Source organism: Pseudomonas sp. zfem002, from assembly GCF_032621685.1.
GTDB lineage: Bacteria > Pseudomonadota > Gammaproteobacteria > Pseudomonadales > Pseudomonadaceae > Aquipseudomonas > Aquipseudomonas japonica.
Window position 1 is genome coordinate 57908 of sequence record NZ_JAVYJH010000019.1, and the last position, 25090, is coordinate 82997.

The 25090-nt window shown below is 64.4% G+C and carries 21 protein-coding genes; 10 read left to right on the forward strand and 11 right to left on the reverse strand.

Annotation, left to right across the window (positions count from 1 at the left end):
• The gene (locus RTI28_RS20135; protein WP_316922050.1) at positions 1-450 is read left to right on the forward strand and encodes a DUF6691 family protein; all 450 of its coding nucleotides are present in this window, start codon (positions 1-3) and stop codon (positions 448-450) included.
• Between the two features lie 23 nt (positions 451-473).
• Here RTI28_RS20135 and RTI28_RS20140 read toward each other — a convergent pair whose 3' ends face one another.
• From RTI28_RS20140 to RTI28_RS20160, 5 genes are all read right to left on the reverse strand, one after another.
• Positions 474-1493 carry a radical SAM/SPASM domain-containing protein gene (locus tag RTI28_RS20140; protein WP_316922051.1) on the reverse strand — a complete coding sequence of 340 codons (1020 nt, stop codon included), beginning with the start codon at positions 1491-1493 and terminating at the stop codon, positions 474-476.
• On the reverse strand, positions 1493-2383 hold the full coding sequence (locus tag RTI28_RS20145) for a JmjC domain-containing protein (RefSeq protein ID WP_316922052.1): 891 nt from the start codon (positions 2381-2383) through the stop codon (positions 1493-1495). The genes RTI28_RS20140 and RTI28_RS20145 overlap by 1 nt, the downstream gene beginning before the upstream one ends.
• A gap of 11 nt (positions 2384-2394) precedes the next feature.
• The gene (locus tag RTI28_RS20150) at positions 2395-3606 is read right to left on the reverse strand and encodes a hypothetical protein (RefSeq protein ID WP_316922053.1); all 1212 of its coding nucleotides are present in this window, start codon (positions 3604-3606) and stop codon (positions 2395-2397) included.
• A 26-nt stretch (positions 3607-3632) separates the two neighbouring features.
• Entirely contained in the window at positions 3633-3803 is a 171-nt protein-coding gene (locus RTI28_RS20155; RefSeq protein ID WP_316922054.1) for a hypothetical protein, read from the reverse strand.
• A 130-nt stretch (positions 3804-3933) separates the two neighbouring features.
• Positions 3934-4848, reverse strand: a complete 915-nt coding sequence (locus RTI28_RS20160) for a LysR family transcriptional regulator (RefSeq protein ID WP_316922055.1) — start codon at positions 4846-4848, stop codon at positions 3934-3936.
• A 219-nt stretch (positions 4849-5067) separates the two neighbouring features.
• On the opposite strand from RTI28_RS20160, the gene RTI28_RS20165 reads away from it, so the two are divergent.
• From RTI28_RS20165 to RTI28_RS20190, 6 genes are all read left to right on the forward strand, one after another.
• Positions 5068-6090, forward strand: a complete 1023-nt coding sequence (locus RTI28_RS20165; protein WP_316922056.1) for a zinc-dependent alcohol dehydrogenase family protein — start codon at positions 5068-5070, stop codon at positions 6088-6090.
• 510 nt (positions 6091-6600) lie between these two features.
• The gene (locus tag RTI28_RS20170; protein WP_316922057.1) at positions 6601-7983 is read left to right on the forward strand and encodes a hypothetical protein; all 1383 of its coding nucleotides are present in this window, start codon (positions 6601-6603) and stop codon (positions 7981-7983) included.
• A 72-nt stretch (positions 7984-8055) separates the two neighbouring features.
• Positions 8056-9702 (forward strand): VRR-NUC domain-containing protein, encoded by a 1647-nt coding sequence (locus RTI28_RS20175; RefSeq protein WP_316922058.1) that lies wholly within the window; start codon positions 8056-8058, stop codon positions 9700-9702.
• On the forward strand, positions 9699-11954 hold the full coding sequence (locus RTI28_RS20180; RefSeq protein ID WP_316922059.1) for an ATP-dependent DNA helicase: 2256 nt from the start codon (positions 9699-9701) through the stop codon (positions 11952-11954). Before RTI28_RS20175 ends, RTI28_RS20180 begins: the two co-directional genes overlap by 4 nt.
• Before the next feature lie 95 nt (positions 11955-12049).
• The gene (gene pgm, locus RTI28_RS20185; protein WP_316922060.1) at positions 12050-13687 is read left to right on the forward strand and encodes a phosphoglucomutase (alpha-D-glucose-1,6-bisphosphate-dependent); all 1638 of its coding nucleotides are present in this window, start codon (positions 12050-12052) and stop codon (positions 13685-13687) included.
• Between the two features lie 306 nt (positions 13688-13993).
• On the forward strand, positions 13994-16381 hold the full coding sequence (locus tag RTI28_RS20190) for a UvrD-helicase domain-containing protein (RefSeq protein WP_316922194.1): 2388 nt from the start codon (positions 13994-13996) through the stop codon (positions 16379-16381).
• 84 nt (positions 16382-16465) lie between these two features.
• Here RTI28_RS20190 and nhaB read toward each other — a convergent pair whose 3' ends face one another.
• Positions 16466-17968, reverse strand: coding sequence for a sodium/proton antiporter NhaB (nhaB, locus tag RTI28_RS20195; RefSeq protein WP_316922061.1), 1503 nt, complete (start codon positions 17966-17968; stop codon positions 16466-16468).
• Positions 17969-18118: 150 nt separating this feature from the next.
• On the opposite strand from nhaB, the gene RTI28_RS20200 reads away from it, so the two are divergent.
• Both RTI28_RS20200 and nudC read left to right on the forward strand, forming a co-directional pair.
• Positions 18119-18931: a crotonase/enoyl-CoA hydratase family protein gene (locus RTI28_RS20200; RefSeq protein WP_316922062.1), complete on the forward strand. Its 813-nt coding sequence runs from the start codon at positions 18119-18121 to the stop codon at positions 18929-18931.
• 30 nt (positions 18932-18961) lie between these two features.
• A complete protein-coding gene (nudC, locus tag RTI28_RS20205; RefSeq protein ID WP_316922063.1) occupies positions 18962-19792 on the forward strand; it encodes an NAD(+) diphosphatase in 831 nt (276 codons plus the stop codon).
• Here the strand turns inward: nudC and RTI28_RS20210 are convergent.
• The 5 genes from RTI28_RS20210 to RTI28_RS20230 form a co-directional block, all read right to left on the reverse strand.
• Positions 19760-20539, reverse strand: coding sequence for a TSUP family transporter (locus tag RTI28_RS20210; protein WP_316922064.1), 780 nt, complete (start codon positions 20537-20539; stop codon positions 19760-19762). The two genes, nudC and RTI28_RS20210, sit on opposite strands and share 33 nt — an antisense overlap.
• 174 nt (positions 20540-20713) lie before the next feature.
• On the reverse strand, positions 20714-21481 hold the full coding sequence (locus tag RTI28_RS20215; protein ID WP_316922065.1) for an SDR family oxidoreductase: 768 nt from the start codon (positions 21479-21481) through the stop codon (positions 20714-20716).
• Between the two features lie 23 nt (positions 21482-21504).
• Positions 21505-22572, reverse strand: a complete 1068-nt coding sequence (locus RTI28_RS20220; protein WP_316922066.1) for a phosphotransferase family protein — start codon at positions 22570-22572, stop codon at positions 21505-21507.
• A 193-nt stretch (positions 22573-22765) separates the two neighbouring features.
• A complete protein-coding gene (locus tag RTI28_RS20225; protein ID WP_042127554.1) occupies positions 22766-23083 on the reverse strand; it encodes an SCP2 sterol-binding domain-containing protein in 318 nt (105 codons plus the stop codon).
• A gap of 53 nt (positions 23084-23136) precedes the next feature.
• A complete protein-coding gene (locus RTI28_RS20230; protein ID WP_316922067.1) occupies positions 23137-23847 on the reverse strand; it encodes a histidine phosphatase family protein in 711 nt (236 codons plus the stop codon).
• Between the two features lie 198 nt (positions 23848-24045).
• Between RTI28_RS20230 and sohB the strand changes: the two genes are divergently transcribed.
• A complete protein-coding gene (sohB, locus tag RTI28_RS20235; RefSeq protein WP_316922068.1) occupies positions 24046-25065 on the forward strand; it encodes a protease SohB in 1020 nt (339 codons plus the stop codon).
• Positions 25066-25090: the final 25 nt, after the last annotated feature.

Sequence of the window (25090 nt, forward strand, 5' to 3'; positions counted from 1 at the left end):
ATGAAGTGGATCAGCGGTTTCACGGCAGGCCTCCTGTTCGGCATGGGGCTGTTGCTGTCCGGGATGGCCAACCCCGAGAAGGTGCTCGGGTTTCTCGACCTTGCCGGGCAATGGGACCCGTCGCTGGCGCTGGTGATGGTCGGGGCCATCGGCGCTGCCTTGCTGCCCATGACCTGGGCACGTCGACACGACGTGGCGTTGCTGGGAGACAGGATGCTGTTGCCCACCCGGCGTGACATCGATCGTCGGCTGGTTGGCGGTAGCCTGGTCTTTGGTATCGGCTGGGGCATTGCCGGCGTGTGCCCGGGTCCTGCGCTGGTGCTGCTCAGTGGTGGCTATTGGCAGGCCTGGCTGTTCTTGCTGGCAATGCTGGCTGGCATGCTGCTGTTCAATGCCGTGGAGGCGTTGCGGGCAAGGCGTCAGCCCGCTTCGACGCCATCGGGCCGTTGAGGCGCTCGGGAGGCAGGCGGGCATCAGATACTGAGCAGCGGTATCTCACGACGTCCCGCCTGAATCTGCGGGCATCGCGGGTCAGGCTGCCCCAGTTCCCCGCTATGCTGGTAGCCGCTACCCAGGCAGCCGCCATTGCACACAGGAAAATAGCGGCAGCTCTTGCAGGTGGGATGTTCGACCTTGATCTGCAAGGGCCGGGCAAGAATGGCCGATAGCGGTTGTTGGTACAGGTTGCCCATGGGGTGGGCCTTGAAGCACGTGCATGAGCACACGTCGCCATTGGGGTAGATGTAGACTTTGGCCGTTGCGGCACCGCAGTTCTTTGTCGTGATGGTTCTGCCAAGTTCGGCTATGGCCTCGTCGCCCAACGCTTGCAGCCGGTGGAAGTCGTACATTGGAAACGCCAGGATGCGGGTTTTGTAGCGCTGTTGGCGCAGGGCGTAGACCTGCTGATTCCATGTTTGGCTGCAGATTTCCATGCCTGATGAGGCGCGTCCGGCATAGGTTGCCCGTTTGATCGCGATATGGCTCAGGCCAAGATCATCCAGTGGCTGGATGAATTGTTCGATTCGCGCGAAGAAGTCGAGGTTGATGACGGTCGCCGATACACTGCACGAAATACCTTCTGCCCGCAGGTTGGCGAGTGTACGTAGCGCTCGTTTGTAGGTGCCGACGCCGCGCACCCGGTCATGTTCGGCTTCGCTGCCATCCAGGGAAATCTGTACCGACAGTGATGGATGCTCGGCCCATGGCTTGAGGGTGTGCTTTCTGTAGAACGGCGTCACGCCATTGCTGTTGATCTTGGTCTGCAGACCGAGCGAAAGACTGTTCTGCAGAATGCTCTCGAAATGCCGATGCAGCGTCGGTTCTCCACCCGTCAGCAGGACCAGGCTGTCTGCATGGTCCCGGTGTATCTGCGACAGCGCATCGAGAATCATGGTCTTTTCGGCGGTCTCGTCGCGATAGGGCGAAGAGTCCCGGATACAGTGGCTGCAGGCCAGATTGCAGCGTTCGGTCAGGACGAAGTAAAACTGTTCCATCATTCAAGCTCGAGATAAGGGCGTGCCTGCAGGTCGAGATCGAGATCTTCCTGTGCGGTCGCAAGAAGATGATTGACCAGTGTCTGCACCGGCGCTGATTCGATGGGCGAGACCGGCGCCTGGAAGGGGCGGCGCACGTAGCTTTCCAGCAGCGTGGCAAAGTTCTCGTCGTGTTCCTGGCGCAGTAGCCACTCCCGCAACGTCAGCGGGTACAGCCCTACCGCCAGGTGAGACGAGTGCTGCGCTTCGGTGCGCGTGAAGTGCCAGAGGCCGCGTGGACAGTAGAAGGCATCGCCCTGTTCGAGCAGGACCGAAGACCATCCTGTGGCATCGTCGTCGATCAGCGGAACGGCCTGATGGCGGATAGCCCTGGACAACACATGCTGGTCGTTGCGGTAGTACCAGCGTTTGCTGCCGTGGGTTTGCAGCACCAGCACATCATGCCGGTCGAAATGAGGGTTGACGCCGCTTTGATGAGCGGCGGTGTAGTAGCCGTTGATACTGATGCGCGTGTTCAGTTCCGAGGCGAGTGCGTCGCTGAAGTTTTCCAGTCGCAGACTGTGCTGCTGGATATTGTCGAACACCAGCGTGCCCCCACGGGCGATCGCGTGCAGCATCTTTTTCTTGTTCAGCGTGTTGTTCTGATTGTTGGCGTAGCGGTCCACATCATCGATGAGGTCGTATTTGTGGATGGTGTTGTTGTGATTGGTGATGCGTACCTTCGGGTAAAGCAACGTGTTGCTGTTGAGAATCTGATTGAAGGCCTGCATGTCGAACAGGTTGGAGAATTTCTGTTTGGCACCTTTTATGTGCAGCGGGGCGCGATCGAAGTACTCACTCAGAAACTGCTGCTGGCTGATGTGTTCGAAGATGAAACTGAATAGGGACATGGTGCTGGGCTCTAGCTCGGCTTCTTTATGAGTGTGATACCTGAGTCGATCAATTTGCCAAGTTGCGACGCTGGTAGTTGGTCTTCGATATGACTGACGTCGACTTCTACCAGCTCGGGAAGCTCGAACAGCCAGTCCGGCAGGTGACGTATGTGAGTGCGTGCAATGCCCAGATAGCGCAGATGCCGGCAGTGCGCCAATTGCTCGGGCAGCGCCTCGACAGGGTTGGCGCCAAGGTTGAGCCGCTCGATGTCGGTTTGTCCGGCGGGCCAGTCGAAATGCTGGAACCTGTTGCGATAGACACTCAAGTGCTTCAGGCGACAGCCTGTAGTGGTTGGCCATTGCAGTTCTTCCAGGCTGTTCTTGTGCACAAGCAGTGTGCTCAGCCCAGGGCTTGCGGAGGTCAGGTCCAGCACCTCGAGCCTATTCGCCCCCAGGCTGAGCCACGTGCAACCCGGAAAGACCGCTGACGCGCTTTGCAGGCTCATGCAGTTGCTGTTCAGCTCTGCTGCCAGCACGCTGGGGATTGCAGGCAGATCGGCCATATCGCTGTCGCCCAGCTGCGCCTGATTGAGTTTCAGTGTGCGGGGGGCCAGTGCCCGGACGGCTTGAAAGACAGCGTTCAGCCGCGTGCGGGAAAGCTCGTGGAGCAGGCTCGATCCGTTATCTTCATCATCGAAGTCAAGCAGCTTGCGTTCAGGGTTCCAGCCAGGGCGGCTGCCGCTGGCCTGCGCCAGAACATCCCACGCCTGGCAGGGGGCGGCGGCCTTGTCGGCTTCCAGTTCATCGGCGATGAGTGATGCAATGCGTGCCGTGGTGTCCGGGTCCAGCTTGATGGGCAGAATCTTCAGCCCGCGGAGGAAGTAGAACAGCTTGCGCAGCTTGATGTGGATGGGATGGCGCGGGCAGACGAACTCATCCGAGACATGTCGATCACCCTTGAGAACGACCAACAAGCGTCGTCCCGCCAGGCTTTGCGTATCACGCCAGTGTTGAAGGGTCCGCAGGTGTTCGGAGGGCAGGTCGTTATCGCCCAGGATGGGTAGCACCAACACTATGTCTGCAGCGGGGTAGATGGCCTGGTGCCCTGGAGATCCCTCAAGGCCGAGCGTAGCGACACGCTGATGTACGTGATGCCCACGGCCCTCGAGAAAAGCGCTGAGGTCGCCCAGCAAGCGGGAGGCCGATGGCAAGCCCGAGACAATCTGCAAGTCGGCCGGCATTGCCATCGCCACCACGGACCCTGGTGTCAGTCGCGCACGTCCTTGTCACAGTGATCCGCTTCTTTCCACAAACCGAACATGGCCTCGACGTCGGCGAGCGTACGAGGATCCAGATCGCTCAATTTGAGGGCCTGGCGCTTGATGTCGGCCATCGAGTCCAGCGCGGAGGATTGCAGTTCAACGGTTTTAGCTTGCATCTCGAAGGTCCTTTATCGGATTGAGCAGGGAGTAGCCGCGAGATGTTAGGGGGTAATGCTTTCCTCTGGCAATAGAGCGATCGCGCTGTCCAACCAGTGCCGCGAGTGGCGGTTTTGTCCGCAAGGCTGGTCAAAGGCTATCGGGATCCCCGAAGAACATCTGAATCCGCGACCTCAGCCATTTCTCCCCCGGATCGTTGTCCTGCGCTCCGCGCCAGGCCATGTGCAGTTCGAACGTGCGGGTCTCCAGTGGCAGTTCCTCGGCGCGCAGGCCGCCGGCGGCGGTGAGGATGTCGGCGGTGTAGTCGGGTACCGTGGCAACGATGTCGGTCCCGGTCAGCAGGCTCCCCAGGCCGTTGAACTGCGGCACCGCCAGCACCACATGGCGCTGGCGCCCGAGCTTGGCCAGTTCGTCATCGATGAAGCCGCTGAGGTCGCCGGCAAACGACACCAGCGCATGCGGCCGCTTGCAGAAGTCGTCCAGGCTCAACGCCCCCGGCACACTGTCGGCACGCAGCAGTTTCGGCTTGCTGCGGCGCAACACCTTGCGCTTGGCGTTGGCCGGCAGGTCGTCGGTGTAGCTGACGCCGACGGAGATCTCGCCGGACGCCAGCAGGGTCGGCATCAGCAGGTAGTTGACCCGCCGTATCACCAGCACCACGCCCGGCGCTTCGGCGCGCACGCGCTTGAGCAGGAGCGGCAGCAGGGCGAATTCGGCGTCGTCGGAAAGACCGAGGCGGAACACCGCGGTGCTGGTCGCCGGGTCGAAGTCGGCGGCGCGGCTGACCGCGGTGGAGATGGAGTCCAGCGCCGGGGAGAGCAGGGCGAAGATTTCCGTGGCACGGGCCGAGGGCTCCATGCTGCGCCCGGTCCGCACGAACAGCGGGTCGTCGAACAGGGTGCGCAGGCGCGACAGCGCGGCGCTGATCGCCGGCTGGCCGAGGAACAGCTTTTCCGCGGCACGGGTCACGCTGCGTTCGTGCATCAGGGTTTCGAAGACGATCAGCAGATTGAGATCGACGCGGCGCAGGTCGTTACGGTTCATCGGCTTCGCTTCGCTGGCGGTTCGGGACTAGGGATGAATCTTACGGGCAAAGACTGTTACCCTGCATGGGTTTTGTGGCGGTGTGCCAGTGTTTGGCGGGAACCGTTGCATGCGACCAATCGATGACAAGCATGTCGACTATTAATGGCCACTGATGGTCTAACCATGAAAGCCCCGATAGAGTTCAGGGCATTAGAGGTCTACAAGGCGAGGTTTGCGATGTCCCGCATGATCCGTTTCCACAAGTTCGGTCAGTCCGAGGTGCTCAGGATAGAGGAGCTGCCTACGCCTGTACCGGCTGCCGGGGAAGTGCAGATTCGTGTCCAGGCGATCGGCGTCAGCTGGTACGACGTGCTCTGGCGGCAGAATCTGGCACCGTCCCAGGCGCGCCTGCCGGCCGGTATCGGCCATGAGATGGCGGGTGTGGTGACGGCCGTGGGCGAGGGCGTCGAGGACCTGGCCGTCGGCGACAAGGTGGCCAGCTTCCCGGCCACCAGCCCCAACGAGCACCCGGTCTATGGCGAAGTCATCGTCCTGCCGCGCACGGCGCTGACCCGTTACCCGGACATCCTCACCCCGATCGAAGCCAGCGTGCACTACACGCCGCTGCTGATCGCCTATTTCGCCTACGTCGACCTGGCCCGGGCCAGGGCCGGGCAGACGGCCTTGATCACCGACGCCAGCCATTGCGCCGGCCCGGCCTTCGTGCAACTGGGCAAGGCCCTGGGGCTGAAGGTGATCGCCGCCACCCGCGACGCTGCCGAGCGCGAGCCGCTGCTCAAGCTGGGTGCCGACAAGGTAATCGTCACCGAGGAACAGGATCTGCTCATGCAGATCAACAAGTACACCGACAACCGCGGCGTCGACATGGTCCTCGACGGCCTCGGCGGGCCGCAGATGTCGCTGCTCGGCGATGTCCTGGCGCCCCGTGGCAGCCTGGTGCTGTACGGTCTGCAGGGCGGCAACCAGACGCCGTTCCCGGCCTGCGCGGCGTTCCAGAAGAACATCCAGTTCTTCGTCCACTGCATCGGCAACTTCACCGGCAAGCCGGAGCTGGGCATCACCCAGGACCAGGTCGCCCTGCACCGTGCCCTGCGCGATATCAACCAGTTCACCGCCGATCGCCAGTTGCTGCCGCAGATCATCCAGGTCTACCCGTTCGAGCGGGTAGGGGATGCCCATCGGCACATGGACGAATGCCCTTGCGGTGGTCGGGTGGTCCTGGAATTGCCGGACGCCTGACGCCGGTTGTGCTGATCTCCCGCCAAGCCCGAGCATCGTCTCGGGCTTTTTTGTGAAATTTGCCTCATAAAATTTCAGAAATTTCCTATTAGTCTTCTGCGGACTCGGGGCAGCGCTTGGGCTATGTTGTTGCTGTCGGAATTAAGCGGTTCAGGTGTCCGTAGAATTACGCGGAACACTGGAAAAGCGAACTTCCGCTTGTTGTATGAACAGCCCCATTGCAAAGAAAAATTACCGCCTGCTGTCATCTCAAGGAGCGAGATATGTTTATCGAATTACCTTGTCGTTCTGAAGGCCCTGCTGCGCGGGCTCCAGCCCGGTTACCGAGCGTGTTGAACTTGCCTGCCTCAGTTTGTCGGTGCGGGTTTGTAGGAAAGTAAGAAAATTCCTGCAGATCAACCACGGTTCCGCGGCGAATAATCCACGACACAAGACCGGTCGACCTGGCGATGTGCCTTTGTGCGGGCACTTTCCGGGTATTCACCGGCGCTAACTATCAGGGAATTGAATATGGGCGCGATTCACGACCAGGCCATGCAATATGTCTATCAGCAAGTTCTGCAGCGACTGCTCGAACGCATGAGCCAGGGACAGCGCGCGTCCCTGCAACTGCTGATCCAGCGCTTGCTGGTGGTCGCCGGCGGCCTTGAATGCATCGCCGGGCTCAAGGTCATGCTGGTGCATACCGGCGGTCGCGACAGCACCCACACCCTGGCCTTCCTGCGGGCTGCGCAGTTGAGCCTGGCGGCGCGTTCTCCCGGTACCTTCTCCCTGCGCGTGGCGACGGCGCGGCACAGCGATATGCCCGCGGTGGTGCTGAGCAATATCGAGCGCGCCTTCGCCGCGCTGGTGGTGCATGACGACCCCCGCGTCGAACTGCTGATGCTCGAGGATGCCCAGGTGCGTCCCTTCGATGCCCGCCAGCCGATCTCGCGGGTGCAGCAGCAGGCTGACCGGCATGCGGTACTGATGGCCGGACACCTGAGCGGCGGCGACGCCGACGTGGCCCTGGCCCACCGGCATTACCTGGATCTCGCCGACCTGCACCGGCTGGGCGCGACCTGGAACGGCGGCGTCGATGTGCTGATCAGCGCCGAGCCTGCGCCGCAGCGCAAACGTTTTCTCGCCACGGCCCTGCGCATGCTGCGCAGCGCCGGCCTGCCCAGGGTGCGGCCCATGGAGGCGTTTTCCCGCGGGCTGTTCGATCTGGTGACCGCGCTGCGCGACGAATACCGCCCGCCAGTGCCGGTCGCGGTGGCGCAGGACAAGGCGTTCGAGCCGCGGGTGCGCATGCCGCGGGTGGTCGCCGTCGACGACCTGGTACTCGATCCGGCCTGTGCCCACGGCCCGCTGTTGCACGATCTGTTGCGCTACCAGCACGACGAGTGGGCCTTTGCCTTTGCTCCCAGCGAAGCCGGCAATTCCCTGCTGCGCCTGCACTTGCGCGGATTGCGCGGCGAGTTCGTCGATGCCGGCGATTATCAGGAGTGCCTGGCCGCCGGTCTGCAGCGCAGCGAGGAGGGCATGAAGCGCCAGCAACTGCCGCAGCCCCTGCGCGAGCAGTTGCTCGATCCCTGGCAGAAGGACGAGGACCTGCAGCAGGTGCGCCGCCTGGCCGGCGATTTCGCCTCCCAGGCCTGGGGTGTCAGCGAAGCGCAACTGGTCTGCCTGCTGTTCGCGCCGATCGTCGGCCAGGGGCGGGGGCTGGAGGATTTCCTGCGGCGCTGTCACCCAGGCATGCTGGTGGCCCTGCCGTATCTGCACAAGGCCCTGCAAGGACAGCCGGCCAGCGAGTCGGTGGCGCAGTGGCTGACCGGCACCAGTGGCCTGCCGATGAGCACGCTGCAGGCGATCTACCGGCGCAATGGCCTGGGTGACGGCCGCGACCACTGATCCTGCGCGGTTGCCAACACACGGGGTCTGTATGTATAACCAGTGCCCAGCCCGCCACTGGTTGTACGCCCCGTGATCGCCGATTCCCGCAACGACCCGTTCTACTACCTGCACAATTTCCGCCAGGTGCTGGACTGGCTGCGCCTGCGCTACGGCGACCTGCTGGATGCCGAGGAGCAAGCCTTCCTCGACGGCTTCGAGCACCTGCCCCGGGCCAGCCAGGCCTTGCTGGTACGCATGGTGATGCGCAAGGGCGTGCACTTTCGTGGCCGGCGTCTGGCCTATGACGAAATCGGTCCGACCGCCGAGGCCATGGCGCCATTGCTGGCGCTGGGTTGGGTCGATGCCGAGGCGCCCTTGCTCCTCGAAGAGCTGTTCCAGCTGCTGCTGAAGGACGAGATCAGCCGCTGTTTCGCCGCGCTGCTGACTCGGCCGAAGGCGGCCAAGCACGAGCTTTTCGAGCAGCTCCACGAGCACTTTGCCGAGCCCCGGCCGTTGCGCGAGTGGTGGCCCGAATGCGCCGAGGCGATCTACGTCCTGCGCCAGCAGGCGGTGTGCGACCGTCTGCGCCTGCTGTTCTTCGGCAACCTGTACCAGGACTGGTCGGAGTTCGTCCTCGCCGATCTCGGCCTGCTGCGTTACGAGCAGGTGGATTTCGACGGCGAGTCGCGGGCCTTGCGCGAGCGCGCCGATGTCGAGCTGTGCCTGGCCCTGCATGCCTGCGCCGAACAGCTGGACGGCGAGGTGGACATCGATCTGCTGCTCGGCCGCTTGCACGGTCTGAGCACGCGCAATCCCTGGCTGGAACGCCGCCGCGCCAAGCTGGTGTACCACCTCGGTCACCTCTGCGAGCGTGCCGGCGACTGGGCCCGGGCCCGGACGATCTATGCCGGCTGCACCCATCCCCAGGCCCGTGAGCGGCATATCCGCGTGCTGGAACACAGCGGCGAATTCCAGCTGGCGCTGGACCTGGCGAGCCACGCCGCCGCACACCCGGGCAATGCCGCCGAAGCCCAGGCCCTGAGCCGCATCCTGCCGCGCCTGCGGCGCAAGCTCGGCGGCCCGCCGCAACCACGGCGCAAGGCCCCGGGCATCAACCGGGTGGACCTGACCCTGCCGGCGCAATGGGCCAGCCTCGGTGTCGAGCAGGCGGTGCTGGCGCACCTCGAGCAGGCCGAGGCGCCGGTGCATTACGTCGAGAACACCCTGTTCAACAGCCTGTTCGGCCTGCTCTGCTGGCGGGCGATTTTCGCGCCCTTGCCCGGCGCCTTCTTCCACCCGTTCCAGAGCGGCCCGCAGGATCTGCTCGACGAGGGCTTCCATGACCGTCGCGCCGAGCTGTTCGCCGAGTGCCTGGGGCAACTGGACGATGGCCGCTATCGCCAGACCCTGCGCGACACCTACGCCGCCAAGCACGGTGTGCAATCGCCGTTCGTGTACTGGGAACTGCTGACTCCGGAACTGCTGGAACTGGCCCTGGACTGCCTGCCGCCCGTCCACCTGAAGCAGTGTTTCCTGCGCCTGCTTGACGATATCCAGGCCAACCGCGCCGGGATGCCCGACCTGATCCAGTTCTGGCCGGGGGAAAAACGCTACCGGATGATCGAGGTGAAAGGCCCGGGCGACCGCCTGCAGGACAATCAATTGCGCTGGATCGAGTTCTGCAGCGCCCATGGCCTGCCGGTGGATGTCTGTCATGTGCAGTGGGCCACGGCATGAGCTACCGCGTGGCGGTGCGCACCCTGTGCGAGTTCACGGCCAAGGTCGGTGACCTCGACCTGCGCTTCACCCCGTCCCCCAGTGCCCAGGAAGGCATTGCCGGCCATCGCCGGGTGGTCGCCCGACGCGGGCCGGACTACGAGGCGGAAGTGGCGCTGGAAGGGCGTTTCGGCGAACTGGAAGTGCGCGGGCGCGCCGACGGCTACCTCCCAGCACGCAACTGCCTGGAAGAAATCAAGACCCACCGCGGCGACCTCGCCAGCCAGCCGGACAACCACCGGCAGCTGCATTGGGCCCAGGCGAAAGTCTATGGCTGGCTGCTGTGCCAGCAGCGCCAGCTGGCGTCGATCGACCTGGCGCTGGTCTACCTGGAGGTGGACAGCGACCAGGAAACCCGCTTCGAATGCAGCGCCACCGCCGTCGAGCTGGAGGCGTTCTTCCATGAGCAGTGTCGACGTTTCATCCTGTGGGCCCAAGCCCAGTCCCGGCGTCTGGCGCAGCGCGATGCCGGGCTGAATGCACTGGGATTTCCCTGGCCGTCTTTTCGCAAGGGCCAGCGGGAACTGGCGGAAACCGTGTACAAGGCGGTCAGCACCGGTCGCTGCCTGATGGCCCAGGCCACCACCGGCATCGGCAAGACCCTCGGTACCCTGTTTCCGCTGCTCAAGGCCATGCCGCGCCAGCCGCTGGACAAGATCCTCTTCCTCACCGCCAAGACCCCGGGCCGCGCCCTGGCCCTGGAGGCGCTGCGCCAGGTGCACCAGGCCAGCCCGGAAACGGCCTTGCGCAGCCTGGAACTGGTGGCCCGCGACAAGGCCTGCGAGTACCCCGGCACCGCCTGCCATGGCGAGGCCTGTCCCTTGGCCAAAGGCTTCTACGATCGCCTGCCGGCGGCCCGCGAAGCGGCGATGCAAGGGGCACTGCTGGACAAGGCGCAGGTCCGCGAAGTGGCGCTGGCGCACCAGGTCTGCCCGTACTACCTGGCGCAGGAGCTGGCGCGCTGGGTCGATGTGCTGGTGGCCGACTACAACTACTACTTCGATCAGAGCGCGCTGCTCTTCGGCCTGGCCCAGACCGAGCAGTGGCGTCTGGCGCTGGCGGTGGACGAGGCGCACAACCTGGTGGAGCGGGCACGGCAGATGTACAGCGCCAGCCTCGACCAGGGCCAGTTGCAGGCGTTGCGCCGCGACCCGCCGGCCGGCCTCGCCAGTGCGCTGCGCAACCTCAACCGGCAGTGGAATGGCCTGTACAAGGACCAGCTGGCGCCGTATCAGGCCAGCAACGAGTTGCCGGCGGCCTTTGTCAAGGCGCTGCTGCGCTGCGTCGGGCTGATCCAGGAGCTGATGAACCGCACGCCGCAGGCAGTGGACCCGGCGCTGTTGCAGTTCTTCTTCCAGGCGTTGCAGTTCACCCGCCTGAGCGAGGTGTTCGACGCGCATTTCCTCTTCGATATCAGCCAGCGCGGGGCAGGGCGGCGGCGCCTGGCGACCCTGTGCCTGCGCAATGTGGTGCCGGCACCCCTGATCGCCCCGCGTTTCGCTGCGGCGCGCAGTGCCGTGCTGTTTTCCGCGACCCTCAGCCCGCGCCATTTCTATAGCGACCTGTTGGGCCTGCCCGGGGATACCGCATGGCTGGAGGTGGATTCGCCCTTCGTCGCCGAGCAACTGCGAGTGCGCATCGTCAGCGACGTGTCGACCCGCTTTCAGCACCGCCAGGCGTCGCTGGCACCCATCGTCGAACTGATCGCCGCGCAGTACCGCGAGCAGCCGGGCAACTACCTGGCGTTCTTCAGCAGCTTCGATTACCTGCAGCAGGTCGCGGCGCTGTTGGCCGAGCGCCATCCGGCCATCGAGCAGTGGGCGCAGTCCTCGGGGATGGACGAGGAGCAGCGCCAGGCCTTTCTCGCCCGCTTCGTCGAGGACGGCCGCGGTATCGGTTTCGCCGTGCTGGGCGGGGCATTCGCCGAAGGGGTCGACCTGCCGGGTACGCGCCTGATCGGCGCCTTCATCGCCACCCTCGGGTTGCCCCAGGTCAATCCGGTCAACGAACAGCTCAAGCAGCGCATGGGCAGCCTGTTCAGCGCCGGCTTCGATTACACCTACCTCTATCCCGGCGTGCGCAAGGTGATCCAGGCGGCCGGGCGGGTGATTCGCGGTACCGAGGATCGCGGCATGGTCATGCTGATCGACGACCGTTTCGGCGAAGCCCGCGTGCGCCGCATGTTTCCGTCCTGGTGGGCGCCGGAAAATTAACCGCTGCGTGGGAATTTTCGCCGTCGCCAGACAGTCAAAGTGCCAGTAAACTGTCGTCTTTTCATCACCCTGAAACTCCATTCTTGAGGTTTTGCATGAAGCTCAGTCCTCTGGCGGGCAAACCGGCCCCAGCCTCCGTGCTGGTCGATATCCCACGCCTGCTGACCGCCTACTACACCGGCCAGCCCGACGCCAGCATCGCCACCCAACGTGTCGCCTTCGGTACCTCCGGGCATCGCGGCAGTTCCCTGGACCTGAGTTTCAACGAGCAGCACGTTTTGGCCATCAGCCAGGCCATCTGCCTGTACCGCCAGGCGCAGGGCATCGACGGCCCGCTGTTCGTCGGCGCCGATACCCACGCTCTGTCGACCCCGGCCGCGGCCAGTGCCCTGGAAGTGCTGGCGGCCAACGGTGTCGAGGTGATGCTGTCGAAGGACGACGAGTACACCCCGACCCCGGCGGTGTCCCATGCCATTCTCTGCTACAATCGCGGGCGCACGGCCGGCCTGGCCGACGGCATCGTCATCACCCCGTCGCACAACCCGCCGCAGAGCGGTGGCTTCAAGTACAACCCGCCCAACGGCGGCCCGGCCGACAGCCATGTGACCAAGTGGATCGAGGCCAAGGCCAACGAATTGCTGGCCGAAGGCCTCAAGGGCGTCAAGCGCATGCCCTACGAGCAGGCACTGAAGGCGGCCACCACCCATCGTCATGACTATGTCGGCAGCTATGTCGCCGACTTGGTCAATGTCATCGACTTCGACGCCATCCGCGGCGCCGGCCTGCGCCTGGGCGTCGATCCGCTGGGTGGTGCCGGGGTGGGCTACTGGTCGGCTATCGCCGAGCATTACAAGCTGAACCTGGACGTGGTCAACGCCGCGGTCGACCCGACCTTCCGCTTCATGTCCGTGGACTGGGACGGCCAGATCCGCATGGACCCGTCCTCGCCCTATGCCATGCAGGGCCTGATCGGCCTGCGCGAGCGCTTCGACGTGGCCTTCGCCTGCGACCCGGACCATGACCGCCATGGCATTGTCACCTCGGCTGGCCTGCTGGCGCCGAACAACTACCTGGCGGTGGCCATCGACTACCTGTTCCAGAACCGTCCGCAATGGCGCGCCGACGCCGCGGTGGGCAAGACCGTGGTCAGCAGCGGCCTGATCGACCGCGTCACCGCGCGTCTGGGGCGTCGTCTGTATGAAGTGCCGGTGGGCTTCAAGTTCTTCGCCGATGGCCTGTTCGATGGCTCCCTGGGCTTCGGTGGCGAGGAGAGCGCCGGTGCCTCGTTCCTGCGTCGCGATGGCAGCGTCTGGAGCACCGACAAGGACGGCCTGATCCCGTCGCTGCTGGCGGCGGAAATGACCGCTCGCACCGGCCGCAACCCGGCCGAAGCCTATGCCGCGCTGACCGTCGAGCTGGGCGAGCCGTTCGCCACCCGGGTCGAGGCCAAGGCCAACCCGCAGCAGAAGGCGCTGCTGAGCAAGCTGGCGCCGGAGCAGGTGAAGTCCACCACACTTGCCGGCGAGCCGATCGAGCAGATCCTCAGCCATGCGCCGGGCAACGGCCAGGCCATCGGTGGTCTCAAGGTCATGACCGCCAACGGCTGGTTCGCCGCGCGGCCGTCGGGCACCGAGGACATCTACAAGATCTACGCCGAGAGTTTCGTCGACGATGCGCATTTGCAGCGTCTGGTGGGCGAGGCGCAGGAGCTGGTGGACAAGGCGATCGCCTGATCGATCGCGGCTGCACCCCATCGCAACGCCCGCTCCCACAAGGTTGCGCGATACTCTTGTGGGAGCGAGCTTGTCGGGGCGCCGAACCGTCGCGAAGGCCTGCAAAGCAGGCCCAGTCTCAACACCATCCTCTAATCCCCTGATTTTCCAGACAATCATCACTGTCCCGACGCTCCCGAATGGGGTAAAACTTCCGACTCATGTGTTTCCCCAGCCGGAGTCGGTGTGTCAGACAAGCTTCCCCCGCAACCCCAGGACCTCACCCCGCCCGCGCAACTGCCGTGGATCCGCCGGCTTGCCGCGCGCATGCTCGGCCGCGGTCTCAATCGCCTGCGCGCGCAGCACCGCGATTCCTGGTTCCAGGGTCATGCCAGCGGCCAGCGCACCGGTCATGCCGATGGCCTGCGCGAGGGTTACGAGCAGGGCCGGGCCGATGGCTACGAGGCCGGGCGCCAGGTCCTGGTGATCCGCGACAGTCGTCCCGACGAGCATGCCGCTCCCGGTCTGGATGACAGCCTGTTCGACGACTGGCGCCTGCCGCTGACCGCAGACCTGAAGAAGCGCTTCAAGGCCGATGTCGCCCAGCGCCTGCCGGAACACGCCCAGCCCAGCGCTGCGCAATGGAAGATGATCTTCAGCGACACCCCGTCCACCTGCGTGATCGCCGGCGCCGGGGCGGGCAAGTCGACCTCGCTGGTGCTGCGCATCCTGCTGCTGCGCCACTACCTGGGCTACGAGCTGGACGCCATGACCGTGGTGACCTTCACCCGCGAGTCGCGCAAGGACTTCATCGCGCGCCTGCTGCAGGTCTTCGGCCAGTGGCAGGTGCCGCTGAGCCCGGTGCAGGCGCGGGAGCTGGTGCGGACCTTCCATTCGCGGATCCTGCCGCTGGTGCGCAGCCTGCCGGGCTTCAGCCAGGTGCGCGCGTTCGAGACCCTGGGCAGCGAGCTGCCGGCAGGGGCGGAGGCCGACGCCGAGAGCAATCCGTTCGACCTGCGGATCAATGACGCCCAGCGCCAGCAGCTCAACCTCTGCTACCGCGACCTGCTGCGCGGCAGCCCGCGTTTCGCCGAACTGATCGGCGGCCTGCGCCGCGAGGCGCTGCAGCTCAAGTCGCTGGAGCGCGATCACCCGGACGTGCAGAAGCGCGTCGCGGTGACCCAGCTCTCCGCAGCACGCGACGAAGAACTCTGCGATACCCTCGAGGACCTCTGGTTTCGCGCTGGTGCCTGGCCGATCAAGGGCATCGAGCCGAGCCGGGAAACCGTCGAGATCAACGGCAGCCGTTTCCACTTCCACGGCCATATCGCCGAGCTGGATGCCTGGGTGGTGCTGGGCTTCGATCCCGGCGAGAACCAGAACTACAAGCGTCCGGGGGCCAAGCTGCCGGTGTGGGCAGAGTGGGTGATCAAACGCACCCTGTTTCAAGCTTTCTGCGATAAGCCTGTGATCTGGCTAGGAAATTATGCCGAGGCGAAACGTCTGGTCGCCTCGCTTGCGGGCGACGCGGTGGCCGGTCCCGGCTTCGACTACAAGGTCAAGGGCGAGCTGGCCGCGCTGCCGTTGCTGGACGCTTTTGTCGCGGCGGCGGGCTTTATCGAGAACCTCGGCCTGGATGTCAGCGTGGCGGTGCAGGGCATGAGTTTCCCGGCTGGCGATAGCGATGCCCTGTTCTTCGAGGCCCTGAGCCTGTACTGGAAGGCCCTGGAAGGCCATCTGCTGGCGCAGTCGCCGCCGGTGATGAGCTACAACCGCATGTTCGCCTTGTTCGGCGAGAACAACCCGGAGAACCTGCGCCTGCTCCCGGACCCGCTGCTGCGACCGCTGGCGCACCTGATGATCGACGAGTTCCAGGATGTCTCGCCGCAGATCGTTTCCTGGCTGCGCGCCAGCCTGCGCGAGATCCGTCGCCGTGGGCCGGCCCTCAACGTCGGGCGCAAGGCACAGTATTCCTCGCTGCTCTGCGTGGGCGACGACTGGCAGTCGATCTATGGCTGGCGCGGCAGTTCGCCAAAGTACTTCATGGAGTTCGCCAAGACCTTCGTCGCGCCCTCCAGCACCCGGGTGATGCTCACCGACAACTACCGCAGCCATCAGCACATCATCGATGCCGCCGAGCACATCGTGAAATCCGCGCCGTCGATCAGCGGCAAGAAAGCCCGTGCCGTGGGGCCGGCGGCGGCGGAGTGCTGGCCGGTGCAGGTGTGCGAGCGGGACGAGGCGGCGTTGGCGCAACAGGTGATGGAGCACTACAAACGGGGTGATTCGGTGATGATCCTGTTTCGAAAAAGTTCAGATAAATCATTGATTTCAGAGCATATTCAGTCGGTTGTTAATGTTGATTCCAGCTTGCCGCCCGGGCAGCGCCGCTTGAAGCAGCTGACCTATCACAGCGCCAAGGGGCTGCAGGCGGATGCGGTGTTCATGCTCGGGGACTGCCAGTATGTGACGCGCTCGCCGTACAAGAACCAGGTTTATCGCCTGGCCGGGCTGGGCAGGAATGGCGATCCGGAGGCGTTCGATACGGCGCAGAAGGAAGAGGTCCTGCGCCTGGCCTATGTGGCGATCACCCGGGCGGTGCGCTACTGCTACTGGCATGTGGAGGTGCCGGGCGGGGAGCAGGCTGCATTGCCGAGGGCTTCGCTGCAGGTGGATGGCAAGAAGGTGTTCTTCGAGGATCTGCGCCAGGCTTGAGGGCCTCATCGCGGGCTACGCCCGCTCCCACAGGGTTCGCATGCTCCGCGGACCTTGTGGGAGCGGGCGTTGCCCGCGATAGGCTCACAACCAATAGGTCACAGCCCACCACCCCAACCCACCCATGACGATGGTGTACGGCAACGCCATCCACACCATCCGCCCGTACGACAGCCGAATCAGCGGCGCGATCGCCGAAGTCAGCAGGAACAGGAACGCCGCCTGGCCGTTGGGCGTGGCCACGCTCGGCAGGTTGGTGCCGGTATTGATCGCCACCGCGAGGGTCTCGAAGTGCTCGCGGCTCATGCCGCCGTTGAGAAACGCCTGCTTGACCTCGGTGATGTAGATGGTCGCGACGAACACGTTGTCGCTGATCGCCGAGAGCAGGCCGTTGGCGATGAACAGCATGCCCGGCTGCTGCTCGGCCGGCAGGGCCAGTACCGCCTCGATCAGCGGGGTGAACAGCTGTTGCTGGTGGATCACCGCGACCACCGCGAAGAACACCACCAGCAGCGAGGTGAACGGCATGGCGTCCTGGAACGCACGGCCCAGGCGGTGTTCGTCGGTGATGCCGGTGAACGAGGTGATCAGCACGATGACCAGCAGGCCGATCAGACCGACCTCGGCGATATGCAGCCCCAGGCAGACGATCAGGATCAGCGCGGCGATGCCCTGCACCAGCAGGTTGGCGCGCTGCTGGGCGGTGCGCTGGGCATCGTCTTCGGCGGCATAGGCGGCCAGCACCTGGCGCACCGCGTCGGGCAGCAGGGTGCCGTAGCCGAACCAGCGCAGCTTCTCCAGCAGCACGCAGGTGACCAGCCCCGCCAGCAGCACCGGCAGCGACACCGGCGCGACCTTGAAGAAGAACGCCTGGAAGTGCCAGCCCATCTCGTGGCCGATCAGCAGGTTCTGCGGTTCACCGACCAGGGTGCACACGCCGCCCAGCGCGGTGCCCACGGCGCCGTGCATCAGCAGGCTGCGCAGGAAGGCGCGGAACTGCTGCAGGTCTTCCCGGGCCAGATCGGTAATGGCCTGGTCGCTGTCGATCTGGGCATCGCCGCGCGGGTTGGCGCCGGAGGCGACGCGGTGGTAGACCGCGTAGAAGCCCACCGCGGCACTGATGATCACCGCGGTCACGGTCAAGGCATCGAGAAACGCGGAAAGGAAGGCGGACAGGAAGCAGAAAATCAATGCCAGCAATGCCTTGGAGCGTACTCCTAACAAAATGCGTGAAAACAGGAACAGCAGCAGGTCCTTCATGAAGTAGATTCCGGCGACCATGAACATCAGCAGCAGGATCACCGGGAAATTGTGCTGCAGCTCCTCGTACAGCGCTTGCGGCGTGGTCAGGCCGAGCAGCAGGGCTTCGACCATCAGCAGGCCGCCGGGCATCAGCGGATAGCACTTGAGGGCCATGCCGAGGAAGAAGATGAACTGCACCACCAGCACCCAGCCGGTGACCACCGGGCCGAGGGTCGCCAGGAGCAAGGGATTGAGCAGCAGGAACAGGCAGACGATGGCCTTGTAACAGCGCGGCGCTTGCCCGAGAAAGTTGTGGGCCAGGGCGCCGGGCAGAGAGCGGGGCATGAAATGTTTCCTAATGATTCAAAGACCTGCGCACGGTGCCGCAAGCGCCACGCAAGATCAAGGAAAGTCAGTCCCGGTTTTGGCATAAGCGCGGTCTGTGGGGTGCGATATAGTCCGGGTTCTCTTTCCCTCTGCTCAAGGAGCGTCGCCGTGACCGACTACACCGCGTTCAAGGTCGAGCTGTCGAACCATATCGCCCACGTCCAGATCAACCGCCCGGAAAAGATCAACGCCATGAATGCCGCGTTCTGGAGCGAGATCGTCGAGATCTTCCAGTGGGTCGACGACACCGACGCGGTGCGGGTGGTGGTGATCAGCGGCGCCGGCAAGCATTTCTCCTCCGGCATCGACCTGATGATGCTGGCGTCGCTGGCCAGCGAGCTGGGCAAGGATGTCGGGCGCAACGCACGCCTGCTGCGGCGCAAGATCCTGCAGATGCAGGCGTCCTTCAATGCCGTGGACAACTGCCGCAAGCCGGTGCTGGCGGCGATCCAGGGCTACTGCATCGGCGGTGCCATCGACCTGATCGCCGCCTGCGACATGCGCTACGCGGCCGCCGACGCGCAGTTCTCGATCAAGGAGATCGACATGGGCATGGCCGCCGATGTCGGCACCCTGCAACGTCTGCCGCGTATCATCGGCGACGGCGTGCTGCGCGAACTGGCCTACACCGGGCGCAGCATCGACGCCCAGGAAGCGCAGCGCATCGGCCTGGTCAACCGCACCTATGACGACCACGCGGCGCTGCTCGACGGAGTCTTTGCCATTGCCAGCGAAATTGCGGGAAAATCCCCGATTGCCGTGGCCGGCACCAAGGAGATGCTCAGCTACATGCGCGATCACCGGATCGACGACGGGCTGGAGTACATCGCCACCTGGAACGCCGCCATGCTGCAATCCACCGACCTGCGGGTAGCCGTGGCGGCCCACATGAGCAAACAGAAGCCGGAGTTCGCCGACTGATCGGCAAGGTACTCCGCTAAGGAACGGAAGATGTCAGCGCGCTGGACCACTGCGGTACTGGATACGAATGTCGGCGGCGGCCTTGCGGTCGTGCGCAGCGCCGAAGGTTTCATGGTGGACGCCAACGGCGCGCTGTTCCCCCGCGACTGGTTCAAGCGCCAGGAGCCGGATATCCGCTTCGAGCACGGCATCGGCCATTACGACGGGCAGCCGGTCTACCTGATCGAGCTGCATGGCGCCCAGGCGCTGCCCGGCTGCAGCTGGCGCGGCCTGCGCCAGTTCATGCTGGAAGGCGATGCCGACACCTACACCATCCTCGGCTATGCCGCGCAGATCGCCACCTGGGCCCGCGAGCACCGTTTCTGCGGCGCTTGCGGCCAGCCGATGCACCAGGTGCCGCGGGAACGGGCGATGCACTGCGAGCCCTGCGACCTGCGCAGCTACCCGCGGATCTCGCCGAGCATGATCGTCCTGATCACCCGTGGCGACGAGATCCTCCTGGCCCGTTCGCCACGCTTCGTCAGCGGCGTCTACAGCACCCTGGCGGGCTTCGCCGAGCCCGGCGAGTCGGCCGAGGATTGCCTGGTGCGCGAGGTGCGCGAGGAAGTGGCGCTGGAGGTGCGCGACATCCAGTACGTCGGCAGCCAGTGCTGGCCGTTCCCGCACTCGATGATGCTGGGTTTCCATGCCGAATATGCGGGGGGCGAGATCGTCATGCAGCCCGACGAGATCGAGGATGCCCAGTGGTTCCGCGTCGATGCCTTGCCGCCGTTGCCTGCCGGGCGTTCCATCGCCCGTTACCTGATCGACCTCTACGTGGCCCGTCGCCTAGGCCTGGCCGAACCAGTGCTGCCACGCTAGACGCACGGTCAAGGCCAGCACCACTGTGATGAATACCGGGCGGATGAACTTCGAACCGCCGCTGATGGCGGTGCGCGCGCCGAAGAACGCGCCGACCATCAGCGCCGAGCCCATCGCCAGGCCCACCGCCCAGTCCACCTGACCCGAGAAGATGAACACCGACAGCGCCGCAGCGTTGCTGACGAAGTTCATGCTGCGCGCCACGCCGCTGGCCTTGACCAGGTCGATGGGGTAGAGCAGCAGGGTGCTGACGGTCCAGAACGCGCCGGTGCCCGGGCCGGCGACGCCGTCGTAGAAGCCCAGGGTGAAGCCCTGGGGGAACTGCCATTTCTTCTTCACCACCACGTTGGCGTCCAGCGGGGCCTTCGGCGTGCCGCCGAACAGCAGGTAGACGCCGCAGGCGAAGACGATCACCGGCAGCATCTTGTTCAGCCATTCCGCCGGCAGGTAGTGGGCGATGACCGCGCCGAGCAGGGCGCCGATCAACGTGCCGACCAGGGCATGGCGCCACTGCGCCGGATGGAACAGCTTGCGCCGGTAGTAGGTGAAGCCGGCGGTGGCCGAGCCGAAGGTGGAACTGAGCTTGTTGGTACCCAGTACCAGGTGGGGCGGCATGCCGGCGGTGAGCAGGGCGGGCGTGGTCAGCAGGCCGCCACCGCCGGCGATGGCATCGATGAAACCGGCGACGAAGGCTACTGCGGCGAGAATGGCGAGGGTGGTGAGGTCAACGCTGAGTTCGAAAGGCATGGGGCATCTTGATCGGCAGGAGAGGCGGCGGGATGGCCCGCTGGAAGCGGGTTATCTTACCGAGTTCCGAACCTGTTTGACGCCTTATTTGACCGTAGGAACGTGGCTTGCCCGCAAAGGTCTGCTTCGCGGGCAAGCCACGCTCCTACACGCTAACGCGCGCGTCGGCCTGAATCAGGACAGGAACCCGCCATCCACGTTCAGCGACACCCCGGTGGTGTAGCTGGAGGCATCGCTGGCCAGGTACAGCACCGCGCCGGCCATTTCCTTCGGATCGGCCACGCGCTTGAGCGGCACCTGCTGCAGGACGCTGTTGAGGATGGCGTCGTTCTTCACCAGCGCCGAGGCGAACTTGGTGTCGGTCAGGCCCGGCAGCAGGGCATTGCAGCGGATGCCGAACTGCGCGCATTCCTTGGCGAAGACCTTGGTCATGTTGATCACCGCGGCCTTGGTCACCGAGTAGATGCCCTGGTAGGCACCTGGCGAGACGCCGTTGATCGAGGCGACGTTGATGATGCTGCCGCCACCGTTGGCGCGCATCAGCTTGCCGGCTTCCACCGACATGAAGAAGTAGCCGCGGATGTTCACGTCGACGGTCTTCTGGAACGCGCTCAGGTCGGTATCCAGCACGTTGCAGAACTGCGGGTTGGTCGCGGCGTTGTTGACCAGGATGTCCAGGCGTCCGAATTCTTCGCCGATGCGCGCGAATACCGCGCTGATCTGCTCCATCTCGCCGATATGGCAGGCGATGGCAGTGGCCTTGCCGCCCGCGGCGATGATGGCCTCGGCGACCTGCTGGCAGCCGTCCAGCTTGCGGCTGGAGACGATCACATGGGCACCCTGCTGGGCCAGCAGGTGGGCGATGGCTTCGCCGATGCCGCGACTGGCCCCGGAAACGAAGGCGATCTTGCCGTCGAGGTCGAACAGTTGGGTCTTGGACATGGTGGATTCCTTGTTGTCGTTGTTCACAGGCTGGACGCTTCGATGACCTTCAGGCTCATTTGCTCCAGCAGTTTGTTCATGTGGATGAACTGGGCGAAGCGCTTGTCCTGGGTCTGGCCATGGTAGAAGCGGTAGTAGATCTGCTGGACGATCCCGGCCAGGCGGAACAGGCCGTAGGTGTAGTAGAAATCGAAGTTGCTGATCTCGATCCCGGCACGCTCGGCGTAGTAGTCGACGAACTGGCGGCGGGTCAGCATGCCCGGGGCGTTGGACGGCTGGCGGCGCATCAGTTGCATCGGCGCCGGGTCGTCGGCCTCGATCCAGTAGGCCAGGGTGTTGCCCAGGTCCATCAGCGGGTCGCCGATGGTGGTCATCTCCCAGTCGAGCACGCCGATGATGCGCATCGGGTTCTCGGCGTCGAGGATGACGTTGTCGAAGCGATAGTCGTTATGAATGATGCCCGGGCGCGGGTGGTCCGCCGGCATTTTCTCGCGCAGCCAGGCGATCACCGCTTCCCAGTGTGGCGCATCCGGGGTCAGGGCCTTCTCGTAGCGGCTGCTCCAGCCTTCGATCTGGCGCTGCACATAGCCTTGCGGCTTGCCCAGGTCGGCCAGGCCGACGGCGTGGTAATCGACCTGGTGCAGCTCCACCAGGCGGTCGATGAAGCTCTTGCACAGGGTCTCGGTGCGCGCGGCGTCGAAGCCCAGCTCAGGCGGCAGGTCGGAGCGCAGGATGATGCCGTTGACCCGCTCCATGACATAGAACTCGCCGCCGATCAGCGCCTCGTCGGTGCAGTGCACGTAAGCCTTGGGGCAATACGGGAAGCCGGCGTTGAGCTGATTGAGGATGCGGAATTCGCGACCCATGTCGTGAGCCGACTTGACCTTGACGCCGAACGGCGGACGGCGCAGGACGAACTCGCGCTCCGGGTAGCTGACCAGGTAGGTCAGGTTCGATGCGCCGCCAGGGAACTGGCTGATCACCGGCGTGCCGCTGAGGCCGGGGATATGCGCTTTCAGGTACGGGTCGATCAGGGCGGGATCGAGCTCCTCGCCGGCGCGGACCTGGGTGGACTGATCGGTGAGCGTCATACTTTTCCCTTATTTTGGTGGCCATGGAACATTGGCTAATCTAATTCTCGCGCCCGTGGCTGCCAAGCGTGGCCACGTCTTATTGGCGTGGGTGTTGCCGGTCGATCACCGTCCCTGATGCTGTGCATTGCACGGGCGAAAAAAAACCGAAGCTGGGCGACCGGCTTCGGTTCTTTCGTCACGGGCGTGGTGATTACGCCGGGAACAGCTCGCTGAGCTTCATCGACAGCATCATGTCGCCTTCGACGCGCAGCTTGCCGCCCATGAATGCCTGCATGCCATCGGTATCGCCGCTGACGATGCCTTTCAGGGTTTCGCTGTCCATGACCAGGGTGCAGTTGGCGTCGGCGTTCTCACCTTCCTGCAGGTCGCAGGTGCCATCCTTGACGATCAGGGCGTAGTGCTTGTCTTCATCGGTGATGTTGAAACCGAAGATCAGGTCCAGGCCGGCGGCAGCGCTCGGGTTGAACTTGGCTTTCATGGCTTCGACTGCTTTGGCGACTTCGCTCATGGTGTTTTCCTTATTGAGTGGTTTCAGTGACGCAGGGTCGTTACAGGCCGGACTCATCGCCAGGTGACGAGTTCCGGCACCCTCAGCAGCCGCAGATGGGCTTGGCTGTTGAAGGAGGCCAGGGTCACCTCGCTACCGCGGAACTTCAGCTGGTTGAGCGAGGTGTTGATGATCTGCCAGTTCAGCTCGAAGGCCTGGCTGGGGCTGACGCCGGTGATGCGGTGGAGCAGGGCGGCGATGGTGCCGCCGGAGGTGAAGATGGCGATATTGCCGCCACCGGCAGCCTGGTCCAGCACGCGCTGCAGGCCGTCGCCGGTGCGCTGGACGAACGCCGCCCAGCTTTCCAGGCCTTCGCGGTCGTACTGGCCGCTGTGCCAGCGCTGCACGATGAGGGCGAACAGGCGCTGGAATTCGGCGCGGTGTTCGCGGGCATTGCGCAGCACGTGCAGGGCTTCCGGTTCGTCCGGCAGCAGGCCGGGGAGCAGGGCGCGGATCACCGCGTCGGCATCGAACTCGTTGAAGGCGACATCGGTTTCCACCTCGGGCACGGCGATGCCAGCGTCATGCATGGCACCCAGGGCCAGGCGCGCGGTGTCCTGCTGGCGGCGCAGATCGCCGGCGAGGCAGCGATCGAACTGCACGCCGAGCTGCACCAGGTGCGCGCCGAGTGCTTCGCTCTGGCGCATGCCAATGGACGAGAGAACATCGTAGTCATCGCAACCGAAGGAGGCCTGGCCATGTCGTATCAGGTAGATGCTGCCCACGTCGTACACCTGGGTAAGAAGATTCTGGCGAGGGTAGGTTGCCACTGACCCGGTGTCAACGAAAAAACATACAAGCGTTTGAAAAGAGCGTTTGAACTGTACTGCCAGACGTTTCCTACGCTGGCTAGGGCGATTTGCCGTCGGTATGCTTCACTATCGTTTTCGCGCCAGATGGGCGCAGGTCAACAAGGAGTAATCGTGGAGTTTCTTGCAGAGTACGCAAGCTTTCTCGCTAAAACCGCCACTCTGGTGATTGCGCTGCTGATCGTGCTGTCGGCCATCGCCGGCATGCGCGGCAAGGGGCGGCGCAAGGCCGGAGGGCATTTGCAGGTCACCCGGCTCAATGAGTTCTACAAGGACCTGCGCGAGCGCCTGGAGTCCGGGTTGCTGGAGAAGCACCAGCTCAAGGCCCTGCGCAAGCAGCAGGCCAAGGAGCAGAAGAAACTGAAGAAGGCGCCGGTGGACGAAAAGCCGCGGGTCTTCGTGCTGGATTTCGACGGTGATATCAAGGCTTCGGCGACCGAAAGCCTGCGCCATGAAATCACCGCCGTGCTCAGCCTGGCCACCGCCCGGGATGAAGTGGTGCTGCGTCTGGAAAGCGGTGGCGGCATGGTGCACAGCTATGGCCTGGCCGCCTCGCAACTGGCGCGCATTCGTCAGGCCGGGGTGCCCTTGACCGTGTGCATCGACAAGGTCGCCGCCAGTGGCGGTTACATGATGGCGTGCATCGGCGAGCGCATCGTCAGTGCGCCATTCGCCATCCTCGGTTCCATCGGCGTGGTGGCGCAGCTGCCCAACGTCAACCGGCTGCTGAAGAAGCACGATATCGATTTCGAAGTGCTCACCGCCGGCGAGTACAAGCGCACCCTGACGGTGTTCGGCGAGAACACCGAGAAGGGCCGGGAGAAGTTCCAGGAAGACCTGGACGTGACCCACCAGCTGTTCAAGGATTTCGTCTCGCGCTATCGGCCGCAGTTGCATATCGACGACGTGGCGACCGGCGAGGTGTGGCTGGGCGTGGCGGCGCTGAACAAGCAGCTGGTGGATGAACTGAAGACCAGCGACGAGTACCTCAGCGAACGGGCGCGGGAATCGAACCTGTATCACCTGCACTATGCCGAGCGCAAAAGCCTGCAGGAGCGGGTGGGATTGGCGGCCAGCGGGGCGGTGGAGAATACCGTGCTGGGGATCTGGAGCAGGATCAGCCGCTGGAAGTGACCTGTTGGGCCTCATCGCGGGCAAC

Bases quoted from the DNA above. Each gene is read 5' to 3' on its own strand.
- RTI28_RS20135 (WP_316922050.1), top strand. From the start codon at position 1: ATGAAGTGGATCAGCGGTTTCACGGCAGGCCTCCTGTTCGGCATGGGG.
- RTI28_RS20140 (WP_316922051.1), bottom strand. From the start codon at position 1,493: ATGGAACAGTTTTACTTCGTCCTGACCGAACGCTGCAATCTGGCCTGC.
- RTI28_RS20145 (WP_316922052.1), bottom strand. From the start codon at position 2,383: ATGTCCCTATTCAGTTTCATCTTCGAACACATCAGCCAGCAGCAGTTT.
- RTI28_RS20150 (WP_316922053.1), bottom strand. From the start codon at position 3,606: ATGCCGGCCGACTTGCAGATTGTCTCGGGCTTGCCATCGGCCTCCCGC.
- RTI28_RS20155 (WP_316922054.1), bottom strand. From the start codon at position 3,803: ATGCAAGCTAAAACCGTTGAACTGCAATCCTCCGCGCTGGACTCGATG.
- RTI28_RS20160 (WP_316922055.1), bottom strand. From the start codon at position 4,848: ATGAACCGTAACGACCTGCGCCGCGTCGATCTCAATCTGCTGATCGTC.
- RTI28_RS20165 (WP_316922056.1), top strand. From the start codon at position 5,068: ATGTCCCGCATGATCCGTTTCCACAAGTTCGGTCAGTCCGAGGTGCTC.
- RTI28_RS20170 (WP_316922057.1), top strand. From the start codon at position 6,601: ATGGGCGCGATTCACGACCAGGCCATGCAATATGTCTATCAGCAAGTT.
- RTI28_RS20180 (WP_316922059.1), top strand. From the start codon at position 9,699: ATGAGCTACCGCGTGGCGGTGCGCACCCTGTGCGAGTTCACGGCCAAG.
- pgm (WP_316922060.1), top strand. From the start codon at position 12,050: ATGAAGCTCAGTCCTCTGGCGGGCAAACCGGCCCCAGCCTCCGTGCTG.
- RTI28_RS20190 (WP_316922194.1), top strand. From the start codon at position 13,994: ATGCTCGGCCGCGGTCTCAATCGCCTGCGCGCGCAGCACCGCGATTCC.
- nhaB (WP_316922061.1), bottom strand. From the start codon at position 17,968: ATGCCCCGCTCTCTGCCCGGCGCCCTGGCCCACAACTTTCTCGGGCAA.
- nudC (WP_316922063.1), top strand. From the start codon at position 18,962: ATGTCAGCGCGCTGGACCACTGCGGTACTGGATACGAATGTCGGCGGC.
- RTI28_RS20210 (WP_316922064.1), bottom strand. From the start codon at position 20,539: ATGCCTTTCGAACTCAGCGTTGACCTCACCACCCTCGCCATTCTCGCC.
- RTI28_RS20215 (WP_316922065.1), bottom strand. From the start codon at position 21,481: ATGTCCAAGACCCAACTGTTCGACCTCGACGGCAAGATCGCCTTCGTT.
- RTI28_RS20220 (WP_316922066.1), bottom strand. From the start codon at position 22,572: ATGACGCTCACCGATCAGTCCACCCAGGTCCGCGCCGGCGAGGAGCTC.
- RTI28_RS20225 (WP_042127554.1), bottom strand. From the start codon at position 23,083: ATGAGCGAAGTCGCCAAAGCAGTCGAAGCCATGAAAGCCAAGTTCAAC.